Raw genomic sequence first — 1,470 nt, forward strand, 5'->3', positions numbered from 1 at the left:
TATCTGACGATGAAAGAAAAGGCAGGTATGCCGACACGCTACTCGGTTGCAAAAGAAGCCATTGATTATGCTATCGACCACAGCAAGACCCTGAAAGAATTTCAGTTTGCTCTCAAGGAAATGGGATATGCCTATAACCTAAGTCCAAGCCGAAAATACTGGACGGTCATTCCAAAGGGATACGATAAGCCGATACGACTGAAAAATCTCGGAGCAGATTATACCAATGACCGGATTGTAGAGCGTATCAAAGAAAATCGTGACAGATGGGCAGAGATTGAGCCGTTCCAGAGGGCGACTTATAAACCAAGACAGTACCGTATGCAGACCAGAGGGCAGAAGCTGAAAAAGAAAGGCGGGCTTTATGGGCTGTATCTGTATTACTGTTACAGACTTGGTTATCTGCCCAAGTATAAGAAACAGAATAACGCAAGGCTTCATTATCTTTTGAAAGATGATTTGATGAAGCTCGATAAGATTACTGATGAAGTAAGGCTGCTCGGACGAGAAAATATTTCCACGGACGAACAGCTTTTTTCATATAAGACTTCCTTAGAGGAGCAGATGAAAAATCTGATTGCCGGAAGAACACATCTCCGAAAAAAGATAAGAACAAATATTGATGATGGTCAGCTTCAGGCGGCAAAAGATGAAATCGCTTCTATCAATGGAGAATTGAAAAAACTCCGACGGGAAGTAAAACTCTGCGAGGATATTGCGGAGAGGTCAAAGGTTATGGAAGAAAACCTTGAGCATATCGAAACAGAGGAACAAAAACAGCAGAGAAAGGAGAAATCACGCTATGAACAACGGTGGTGACGCAGCAGAGCAGGTCGTTAGGCTTTCGCTTGAAGGATTTGAAGTTGCTGCAAGATTAAGCGGTTCGGCGGCGAAGAATATCGCATTGCTTTTGGTATCGGTTCTGAAGCAGGAACAAAAGACGAAGGGCAAAGCAAGGCTTACCAATATGATTAAGTCAGGCAAGGAGCTGAAAGTCTTTTCCATTCCGCAAAAGGATTTGAAGAAGTTTACCGAACAGGCAAAACGCTATGGCGTTCTTTATTGTGTCCTCAGAGATAAGAACACAAAGGGAGAGAACACTCCGGTAGATATTATTGCAAGAGCAGAGGACGCTTCTAAAATTCAGCGTATCGTTGAAAGATTTGAACTTGGCAAGGTGGATAAGGCTTCGATTGTCAGTGAAGCAGAGAAGGCTATCGCAGACCGTGAAGCGGTTGAGAAAGAAAAGCCGACCAAATCCAAAAGTGAAATCATTATGGAAGAAGCAGTCAGAAATCCAATGCAGAAAGAGGAGCGAGCAAACGCAAACCCCTCAGTCGCCAAAACAGACAAAAGCCCTCTGTCAAGGCAAAACTCAGAGCCGGTAGAAACGCAATCTGATAAGGGTGTTGCAAAGCCAGTGGAAAAGCCATCGGTCAAAGAGAAACTTGACCGTTACAAGGCACAGGC

Annotated in this window: 1 protein-coding gene and 1 pseudogene; both read left to right on the top strand. The window is 43.9% G+C overall.

Annotated features, from left to right (window positions below; all coding sequences use genetic code 11):
- Positions 1–819, top strand: a pseudogene (locus tag HMPREF0367_RS08955) (relaxase/mobilization nuclease domain-containing protein); the annotation flags it as partial.
- A partial coding sequence (locus tag HMPREF0367_RS08960; protein ID WP_035403511.1) for a PcfB family protein occupies positions 803–1,470 on the top strand: 668 nt, incomplete at its 3' end. The pseudogene HMPREF0367_RS08955 and the gene HMPREF0367_RS08960, both read left to right, overlap by 17 nt.

The sequence above is a fragment of the Faecalitalea cylindroides ATCC 27803 genome (assembly GCF_000469305.1).
GTDB classification, from domain to species: Bacteria; Bacillota_I; Bacilli_A; order Erysipelotrichales; family Erysipelotrichaceae; genus Faecalitalea; species Faecalitalea cylindroides.